The sequence below is a fragment of the Flavobacterium collinsii genome (assembly GCF_902804485.1).
In the GTDB taxonomy this organism is placed as follows: Bacteria; Bacteroidota; Bacteroidia; order Flavobacteriales; family Flavobacteriaceae; genus Flavobacterium; species Flavobacterium collinsii.
On sequence record NZ_CADCST010000120.1, the window covers coordinates 1 to 10558 of the forward strand.

The following is a 10558-nucleotide window of genomic DNA, read 5'->3' on the forward strand; positions in this document are numbered from 1 at the left end:
ACTCTATACTCTATACTCTATACTCTATACTCTATACTCTATACTCTATACTCTATACTCTATATTCACTCCTCCACACTCTCTTAGCTCTATAATCTCTTCCTTCGCTCCTCTATTCTCTATTCTTAACATTAAAAGAAGGCGCTTCATAATCTTTTTTCAAATAGTTCTCCGGAATTGTTGTGGTATTCCCGTCTCGCAATGCACTGTAATGCGGAGACATGATTTCGATTCCGGCAGCATTAAAGGAGTCCTGAATGTTCTGATGCAAGGACGAATAAATGAGAGGCTGTTTCGTAGGCATTTTGGTATAGACATTAATCTGGTACGCAACATAAAAGTCCTCGAGACCTGTTTGCAGGACAAAAGGTGCCGGTGTCTGCTCCGTCATTTCTGTTTTTAAAGCAGCTTCAATCAATGCTTTGTGAATGTCTTTCCAGGGAACATCATAACCAATTGTAACCGTGGTATGAATCAACAATCCGTTATTTACCTCTTTGGTATTCGCCGAAAAGTTGGTAGAAGTACTCGACAAAACGGTGGCATTAGGTATCGTAATATCCTCAAATTTAGGGGTTCTGATTCGGGTAACCAATGCTGTTTTTTCAATTACCTCTCCACTTACATCGCCAATCTTAATAAAATCTCCAATTTTAAACGGACGCATATAAGTAATAACCAATCCTGCTACCATATTGGCAATTGCATTGGAAGATCCTAATGAAAACAAAATACCTACAAATACCGAAACCCCTTTAAATATAGGAGAATCCGACCCCGGCAAATACGGAAATAAAACGACCAGCATAAAAGCAAGCATCAAAAAGCGAATGATATTGAAAGTCGGCATCGCCCAATCACTGTAGAAACCATCAATTTTAATATTCTCTTTTTTAATTTCATCAAAAAAGAATTTGATAACCCTTATCGAATATTTAAAAATGATAACAATAACTACAATAGTAACTAAACTTGGTAGGAAGCCAACAAAGCCCATAACCGCAAGTTTTGCCGGCGAAAGAATCCAACGCAACAAGGTCGTCGTATAAGCTTCTGTAGCGGGGAAAATACTAAATAATAAGGGTAATGAAAGGTATACGATTAAAATCAGCGTAATGGCTTTAATAACACCGTACAATCGCATCAGCAAAAACTGTTGCTTTTGAGGTGAAAGAATACTAATACTATTATACTTGAAACCTTTAAAATAACGGTCGCTATTTTTTAGAATGTACAGTTTTACTCTGTTGAAAATTTTGCCGACAAAGTACAAAACAAAACCAATAATCAAAACCAACAGTGCGGTATAACCAAGCCTTTTTGGAAGCATCGAATAATTATCGTTCTGATAAACGATAGCTCTTTTGATCAGATTTAAATTTCGCTTTGCGATAAAATCTGCCGTTTGATTTTCAGCTTTTCCATCCACATCTAAAACAGACATGATTACAAAATCATTATTGTAGACGATATCCTGAGAAATATCTGAAGAAACAAGAGCAATAGAATCTGCTACAAAAAAAGAATCTTCGTACAGCTTCTTTATTTTCTCTGTGATGGCATTTGCCCTGCTCTCGGGCGAAAAAGAACCTACTTTATTGTACACATAAAAAAGTGTGTCATTAAAAGGTTTTACAGGATAACCTTTCGGTTTTACTTCCTTAACGGCTATTTTTGGAGTTTGAGAACTGTCTTTCTGAGCAAAAGCCAATGAAGAAAACAAAGTAATAAAAACTGTTAAAAAACAAAGTATTTTATTTTTCATATACTGTCAGCAATAAGTTGGTTAACCTTTCTAACAAATATAAAGACAAAACAGCTTCAATTGTAAATTACTTTCGCTTTCTATCCAGAAATCACTTTAAATTTTAATTCCTATCTTTTTCAAAATAGTGTCGATTACCTTATTGATCTCAGGAGAAATCGCAAACTTATAATTTAGATAAACATATAAAATGGTTACTAAAATTGATTTCAATACAATACTAATCAATTGATAAAAAGGAAACTCCCAAAAGTAAAACAGTAAAAATAATGCAAATGTAATTAACATCGAATATATTGTCTGAATAGTAAAAGGATACAAATGAAGCCTTTTAACCACAAAAAGCAGTTTTGCCAAACTATATAAAGTAATCGATAATAAAGTAGCAAAAGCAGACCCGAAGATTCCAAAAATTGGAATAAAGATCATGTTTAAAATTACGGTCAACGCAACCAGCATTAATCCTAAATACAATACCATACGGTAATATTTAGTATTAAAAATAATCGCATTATTGTTTCCTAAAATTAGATCAAAGTATTTAGACAAGCCAATCATAAATACAACTGCAATTCCACCACTGTATTCTTTTGGAACCAACTCGTATAACTGACCGATATTTACAAATATGCAAAGCATTACAAAACCACCTACAATCTGCAGGTTTATTGACGTTTTTTTGTAAAGCTGGTTCAGCTCATCATGTTTGTTATCATGCATTAATTTTGCCGTAATGGGGTACACAATCTGATGCATCGCACGGCTGGGAACCGAAATAACCAAAGCAATATAGGTAGCAACAGAATAGAAAGCAATATTTTCAATCTGCATATATTGATTTAAGATCATCTTATCTCCATCCAAAAGCAAATTGGCAACACTTCCGGATAAAATAATATAAAAAGTGTATACTAATATATCCTTTGTATTTGATGGTATTGTAAACTGAAAAGTTGGTTTCTGAATACTAAATGCATATAACATGGTTATCAGGAATGCTAAAAAATATAAAATTGCTGTTGCATATACAAAACCTTCAACGCTAAGCCAATTATAATAAACACCTATTAATAGAAATAATGAAAATAATCGTAAGCCCACTTCCTTTACAAAATTTCCAAAAACGGAATGCATATTTACCCTCAACCAGGCATAAAAAATCTCAAAATATGCCATACACAATCCAATAAAAGGTATTAACCATATATAGCTTCTAACAATTGCATTCTTTTTTGACAAAAAGAACAGAATCTCATCATAAAAAACAAGACCTATCAGCAAAAGCGGGATTATTAATAGCAAAGGAAACAAAACCGTAAAGGATAGAAAACGGGATTTTTCTTCCTCAGTTTGATATTGTGAATAAAATTTAACCAAGGTATTTTGCATACCAATCGCAAATAAAGGCATAATCACATTGGCACAAGAAGTCACATAATTAGTTAAGCCATAAAAAGTTGCACCCAAAAAAACCGGATACAAATAAAGTGTATTAATGGCTCCAATACCGAAACCTATGTAAGTGATAATTGTATTTTTGAAAGACTGATTTAAAACAATACCCATTTTTGGATTTCTGAATTTAGATTTTAGATTGCAGATTAGCTTAGTTAATCAACTGTGCTAATTGCTTGGTTAGATTCTTTCTGGAATATTGTTGTAAGCCAACACCATTGGCTTGTAGTTTCCCTTCTAAAAACTGATTATAAAAGTCCAAAATTACACTTTTTAACTTCGCTTTTTCAGAATAATCAAAAAATACTCCTGTATTAGTTTCTTTTATAATATCGGCAAAATCAGAACCCTGAGGTCCTATGGCGACTATTGGGCGATTAGACACCATATATTCAAATAATTTACCCGGAATTATACTTTTGGTATCTTCGGAATTAATTTCGATTAAAAGCAAAACCTGTGATTTCTTTTGATGGGCAATTGCCTCATGATGCGAAACATACCCCAAAAGATTCAGATAAGCATTCAAATTAAACTCCCCTATAGCATCTAATACTTCCTGACTGACTGCTCCAATTAGTTTAATTTCTAAATGCATCTTAAAATCTGGAACCTCCTGAAGTAATTCTACCAAACATTCCCATAAAAATCGAGGGTTTCTGTCGGACAAGAAAGATCCAATGTGTGCCAAAGTAAATTTGGTATCCAAAGCCTGTTTCTCTACATTCTCGATATCATAACCATTTGTAATCACCGAAATAGGCTTATTGGTGATAGCCTCAAACTCCTTTTTTGTAGTTTTACTCGTAACAATTATAGTATCAGCACTATTCAGTACTTTATGCTCGAGATCTTTATGCTTTTTAGCAGCATAATCAGACAGGCGTAATGCTTTATGATATCCAATTGTAGTCCAGGGATCGCGAAAATCAGCAAACCATTTTACATTCAGCTTTTCTTTTAACTCCAAACCAATTAAATGTAAACTGTGCGGTGGCCCCGAAGTAACTATCGTATCAATATTATTCTCTTTGATGTATTTTTCGAGATAAGCTACAGAAGGTTTTACCCAGAAAACACGGGCATCCGGAATAAATAAATTGCCTCGTACCCAAAGAAAGGTTTTATCTAAAAAGGTCTGTTTTTTTTTGTGCGGGAAAATTCCGGAACTAATTTTCTTAGTTTTATTTTTTGAAAAAATGGAAGCCAATTGATAAGGCTCCCAGATTTTATTTTTAAGGACAATTACTTTATCAGAAATCTGACTAACCAATCCTTCATCCACAATTGGATACGTTGGGTTTTCAGGAACATAAACGATTGGCTGAACACCAAATTCCGGTAGGTACTTTGTAAATTTTAACCAACGCTGTACGCCTGGACCTCCAGCCGGTGGAAAATAATAGGTAATGATTAAGAGTTTTTTTTGTTCCATCAGATTTCATTCATTTCACAGAGATTCACCAAGTTTTCACCAAATCCCACAAAGATCTTTAAATTATTTTAGCGTATCTCCGTGATTTCTTTGTGAATCTTTGCGGAAGAACTTTTCGAAATAAACCCCTCCAATTAAAAGAAGAAACATTCCAATTGAACTTGCCAATGTAATCAAACTACCAGTTTTTACGACCTGTGGTTCAAATTTAAATTCGATTGTATGCTCTCCACCAGGAATTTCCATAGCTCTTAAAACATAATCAACCGGGAAATGATCCGTTAGTTGACCATCAATATAGGCATTCCATCCATCTTTATAATAGATCTCAGAAAAAACAGCCAAACCATCTTTTCCATTATTCGATTTATATTTGATATAGTTGGGCTTGTATTGTACTACCTGAATGGTACCAGTGGTATCCCATTGTTTTTTCATTCGGGCATTCTTAAATTTACTTTCGTGCTCGTGAACATTGAAAACTGCCACTGTTTTAGTATCAATATGATCCAGAGCCTTCATTACATCATCTGGTTTGTTTACCAATTTTACAGCACTAACAAACCATGCATTTCCGTTTGCATTTGGATTTATAGTCGGAAACTCTTTTCCTTCTTTATCCGTCTGGATGATATATTTGACATTTAACATGTCTAAAACTTCGACATTATTTTTTGCAATCTGATAGTCAAACAACTGTTGCATCCTTCTTGGTTTTGCAGCATGATATCCTCCCAAAGAATGGTGGAAATAAGAAGCACGTGCACTGGACATATTACCATTTACTTCAAAAACTCTGTAATGTGTGGTATCCTTTAAAATCTGAACATCAGAAGGTGTTTCCTGAAATGGTGCTGCAATTTGTACCGGACTCACAAAATCTTTGGCCGAAACATATTTTTTATCCACAAAGAACAAATCAAAAATCATTAGAATACCAACGATAATTAAAGTAGTATTTTGAGCCAGTTTGTTTTTAATGAACAACCACAAGATTCCAAAAGTAACTACAATAAAAAAACCTGATCTTAATAAATCAGCAGAATATAAACTCTTCCTGTCTTCTTTCAACGCATCTACAAAAGCGGGTCCGTAACTTTCTAAGAAATAATTATCACTACTTCCTGTAAAATGGAACATACTCTTAGCAAAGACTAAAATCAAAATAACGCCCAATCCAAAAACTCCCGTTTGCACGAGTGCTTTTTGTTGCAATTTAGGATCTTCTTTTGCTTTAAAAAACGATTGTAATCCCATAACAGCCAAAACAGGGAAACACAATTCAAGAATAACCTGAATTGATGACACTGCTCTAAACTTATCATACATTGGAACATAATCGATAAAAAAGTCTGTCAATAACGCGAAGTTTTTCCCCCAAGAAAGCACTAATGAAAATAATGCTCCGGTAAGAAATACGTATTTTATTTTTCGATCATCAATAAACAAAGCTAAAACCGCCAAAAAGAAAACCACAACTCCAATATAAGCAGGAGCCGCAACAATAGGTTGATCTCCCCAATACGTAGGCATTCCGGACACGAAATCCTGTGCCTGCTCTGATGGTACTCCCTGCTCAATCATAAACGAATACATACGACTGTCAGTCCCTACATTTTCATGATTGGAGCCACCAAAAAGTCTTGGCGCGATTAAGTTAAAACTCTCAGCAATTCCGTAACTGTATTCTGTGATATATTCACGGCTCAAAGCATTTTCATTCGTCTTTTTAGAGCCATCAGGATTGAAAGTCAATTCACTGTTGCTACGTGTACTAAACTTAGCATATTCGCTGGTCGCCAACAAATTAGTAGCATTGGCACCAATAGCAAAAATTCCGGCTACCGCCAAAACACCAATTGCCGTTAAAAGCGGTTTAAATTCTTTTTCTTTAATGAAGTTAAACGCAAAATAAGTGGAAAGAATCAATAAGAAAATTAATAAATAATAAGTCATTTGAAAGTGGTTGGCATTAACTTCTAATGCAACCGCAAACATGGTGAGCAAACCTCCCCATATGTACTTTTTCTGAAAAACCATTATAAATCCGGCAATAACAAGCGGCATATAAGCAATGGCATGCGCTTTTGCATTATGTCCAACGCCAAGAATGATAATTAAGTAAGTCGAAAAACCAAAGGCAAGCGCCCCGATAAATGCTTTTAAGGGATCTGTTTTTAAAACTAACAGCAGACCGTAAAATCCTAAGAAATATAGAAATAAGTAATCGGCAGGACGAGGCAGAAAACGCAAAGCATCGTCTAATTTCCCTACAAAATCATTTGGATAATTTGCTCCTAACTGATAGGTTGGCATACCTCCAAACGCAGAATTTGTCCAATAAGGTTCAGCATGTTCTGCTGCTCTAAAATCGTTTTGCTCTTTGGCCATTCCGGTATATTGAGCAATATCCGACTGGAAAATTTGTTTTCCTTGTAAAACCGGGTAAAAATAAATTAAAGAAACGAGGATAAAGCCCAGGATAACAAGGGCATGCGGATAGAACTTATTTACTATTTTCAATTTAGGCTGGTTTGGGTTAAATGATGAATCCTATAAATCTAGGTCACAAATTTAATCTATTTCTTCGTAATCAACATAATCGCCAACCTTTTTGGTTTCACGGGATTTTTTTGCATTGGCCGTATCGATAATAATTTCATCATTATTAGTACGTGTTTTTTGCCATGTAGTATCCTGACTATATTGTTGTTGTCTCTGAAAATTCTCTCCAGCTTTTTCGACTGCTTTCTTCACCAATACCGGTAAAAAGATTCGTGCTAAAAATTTAAAAATATAATAAAACGCAATGATCCACATTATCGTTTTAAACAGATTTACAAAAGATGCTTCTTGCATGATCATATAATTTTTTTTCCAAAATTAATAAATCCATTGTTTAAAATTAAAATATCAATCTTAAATAAATAATAAAATATAGTACATTTGAAATGCGTTATTACTTTTTAATTCAAAAACACGTGTATGTTAAAAAATAAAACCTTTTTTATTGTAGCTCTTTGTTTATTCCCACAATTATTTTTCGCGCAGTATACCGATGTCATCAATTCAAACCGTCCGGGTGAAACGATGTCTGCTTATGCGGTTGGAAAATCAGTTATACAGGCAGAACTTGGTGTATATGGCATCAAAGAAAAACACAATCTGCTCGATTATGACGCAAGTGGTTTCGGTACAGATCTGACTCTTCGTTACGGTGCTTTTTTAGAAAAACTGGAGTTTATTGTGGATTTACAATACCAAATGGAGAATTTTGATACTCCATATACAAGTTACAAAAAGAACAATTTCAGACAAACGGTTTTAGGAGCCAAATATCTAATTTACGATCCCTATAAAAATTACAAAAAAGAAGCTAACATCTACAGTTACAAAGCCAATCACAGCTTTAACTGGCACGAGTTAATCCCTGCCGTTTCTGTTTTTGCAGGAGCTAATTTTGTGGGTGCTGACAATCCTTATTCATTTTCTCCACAATCGAGTATTTCTCCAAAAGTGATGTTGATTACTCAAAACCTTTTTGGTGGCGGGAAATGGGTTTTTGTTACCAATATTATTGCCGATTATATTTCAACAGACTACCCGAGCTACGGCTATGTACTTACACTTACACATGGATTTAACGATAAATGGTCGGGCTTTGTAGAAAATCAGGGCTATAAAAGCGATTTTTACAGCGATGCTATTGTACGTGGTGGAGCAGCTTACCTCATCAACTCCAACCTTCAGGTTGACGCATCTGTAAGTACTAATTTCAAGAACACACCTTCTATATTGTATGGAGGCGTTGGTGTTTCCTGGCGTTATGATGGGCGTTATAAAGAAAATCAGGTACAATCTAAAAGAGAGGAAAGAGCAAAAAAGAATAAAGACAACGAATTAGAACAAAAAGAAATAGATTACCAGGCAAAAGAACGTAAACGTAAATCGAAATACGAATAAAATTTTAATAACTAAACGCTCAGTAAGGAGCACTATTTACATACAGAATCTTAATGATTACAATTAAAGAAGCCATAACCAAAAAGGAATTAACTGACTATATCAAATTTCCGTTTTCACTCTATAGAGACAATCCATACTGGGTGCCACCTATTATCGCAGATGAATTGGAATCTTTTGATAAAACTAAAAACCCTGCTTTTGAAAATGCCGAGGCCTATTTTTATCTGGCTTATAAAGACAATGAGATTGTAGGAAGAATTACCGCCATTATCAACTGGTCCGAGGTGAATGATCAGCATAAAAGAAAAGTCCGTTTTGGATGGTTTGATGCAATCGATGATATTGAGGTTACAAAAGCATTACTTGATAAAGTGTATGCATTAGGAAGACAGCACAATCTCGAACATGTTGAAGGTCCAATGGGATTTTCGAATTTAGACAAAGTTGGGGTCCTTACCGAAGGCTATGATCAGTTGGGAACTATGATTACATGGTACAACCATCCCTATTATGTCACACATTTTGAACAATTGGGTTTTCAGGTTGAAAAAGAGTACCTCGAAAGCATCTTTCCTTTTTCAAACGTGAAACCTGAATTTTTCCTTAAAGCACAGGAACTCATCAAAAAAAGATACGGCTTACGCTCATTGACTTTTACCAAAACAAAAGACATCATGCCTCACGTAGACAAAATGTTTGATTTGTTTAATGATTCATACGCTAAATTAGCTTCGTTTGTAGCGATTTCGGATGTTCAGAAAGAATACTTCAAAAAGAAATACATCAGCTTTATCAATCCGGAATATATCAAGTTTGTGGTTGACAAAGACGATAATCTGGTCGCCTTTAGTATTGTAATGCCTAGCTTTTCTGAAGCTTTACAGAAAGCAAAAGGAAAATTATTCCCGTTTGGATTTATTCATTTACTAAGAGCCCGTAAAAAGAGTAAAGATGTTGTTTTTTACCTGATTGGAGTGCATCCCGAGTATCAAAACAAAGGAGTTACCGCTATTATTTTTGATGAATATTATAAGACTTTTTCCGAAAAAGGGATTCAAAATTGTATCAGAACCCCTGAATTAGCTGATAATACAGCCATTCATTTACTTTGGAAAAATTTCGACCCAAAAGTGCACTGCCAGAGAAAAACGTATTTAAAATACTTGTAAATAGTTTTCAGCATCAGCCTCAGTTAACAATTTTACCCATAAAAAAAATCCATTCGTGTAACGAATGGATTTTTTTTCTTTTTAATACAATTAGAGCTTACTCTGCTTTGCAATCTACTTTAGTCAGAACATTTTTCTGATCAAATTTCAACTGTTTTTTATCTTTAAAAGAGAACTTCCCGTTTACTTCGATTACATCACCATAGCCTTCAATAAAAGCTCCGTCCTTCTTCAAAAATGCAACTTCCCTCACAGATGTAACTCCTTCAGATATGAAAGTATAATCTGCAATTAATGTATCACCTTTCATATTTCCAATCAAAGCTCCTTCGTTTCTATCCTTCCCTGATATGTTATAACTTAGTTTCCCGTTTACTTCCTGATGCGAATTGACATTAAGACTCATCTCAGTCACGCTATTACGAGTTCTTGATGCATAACATTGATCTCCTGCCGGTTCAGCAATCTCAGCTTCTTTTGGCGGACTTGGTGCTATCTGCACCGGATCGGTATCAGTCGTTTTTTTACAGGAAATAAAAACAGCGAGCATTATCATGGATATTACTATTATTTTTTTCATAATTGATATTTTACTGATTTTGAATGATAAAAGTACCCCAAATAAAAAAAATCCACTCGTATAACGAATGGATTCTTTTATATAATTCCCATGTCTAGTCCTGAAATAGCGATACACAAAAAGTATCATTATGGAAGTACCTCAAGAAATACGCTATGTAAAGCGTACACAAAAAGACTACTCTATGT

At 34.4% G+C, this 10558-nt stretch carries 8 protein-coding genes; 2 read left to right on the plus strand and 6 right to left on the minus strand.

Translation table 11 applies throughout. The annotated features are described in order from the left end of the window. Positions 1–112: 112 nt before the first annotated feature. The 5 genes from FLA105534_RS19570 to FLA105534_RS19590 form a co-directional block, all read right to left on the minus strand. Positions 113–1765 (minus strand): mechanosensitive ion channel family protein, encoded by a 1653-nt coding sequence (locus FLA105534_RS19570; RefSeq protein WP_173967771.1) that lies wholly within the window; start codon positions 1763–1765, stop codon positions 113–115. A 96-nt stretch (positions 1766–1861) separates the two neighbouring features. Continuing rightward, positions 1862–3331: a lipopolysaccharide biosynthesis protein gene (locus FLA105534_RS19575; protein ID WP_173967772.1), complete on the minus strand. Its 1470-nt coding sequence runs from the start codon at positions 3329–3331 to the stop codon at positions 1862–1864. Positions 3332–3371: 40 nt separating this feature from the next. After that, positions 3372–4655: a glycosyltransferase family 4 protein gene (locus FLA105534_RS19580; RefSeq protein ID WP_173967773.1), complete on the minus strand. Its 1284-nt coding sequence runs from the start codon at positions 4653–4655 to the stop codon at positions 3372–3374. Between the two features lie 63 nt (positions 4656–4718). After that, entirely contained in the window at positions 4719–7178 is a 2460-nt protein-coding gene (locus FLA105534_RS19585; RefSeq protein WP_173967774.1) for a YfhO family protein, read from the minus strand. A gap of 51 nt (positions 7179–7229) precedes the next feature. Further along, positions 7230–7514 (minus strand): DUF4834 family protein, encoded by a 285-nt coding sequence (locus FLA105534_RS19590; RefSeq protein WP_173967775.1) that lies wholly within the window; start codon positions 7512–7514, stop codon positions 7230–7232. Between the two features lie 126 nt (positions 7515–7640). Here FLA105534_RS19590 and FLA105534_RS19595 point away from each other — a divergent pair, with 126 nt between their 5' ends. After that, complete coding sequence (locus FLA105534_RS19595) at positions 7641–8618, plus strand: transporter (protein ID WP_173967776.1); 978 nt, start codon at positions 7641–7643, stop codon at positions 8616–8618. A gap of 53 nt (positions 8619–8671) precedes the next feature. Then, positions 8672–9790: a GTP cyclohydrolase gene (locus tag FLA105534_RS19600; RefSeq protein ID WP_173967777.1), complete on the plus strand. Its 1119-nt coding sequence runs from the start codon at positions 8672–8674 to the stop codon at positions 9788–9790. A gap of 97 nt (positions 9791–9887) precedes the next feature. On the opposite strand, the gene FLA105534_RS19605 is transcribed toward FLA105534_RS19600, so the two are convergent. After that, positions 9888–10370 (minus strand): hypothetical protein, encoded by a 483-nt coding sequence (locus tag FLA105534_RS19605; protein WP_173967778.1) that lies wholly within the window; start codon positions 10368–10370, stop codon positions 9888–9890. Positions 10371–10558 lie beyond the last annotated feature (188 nt).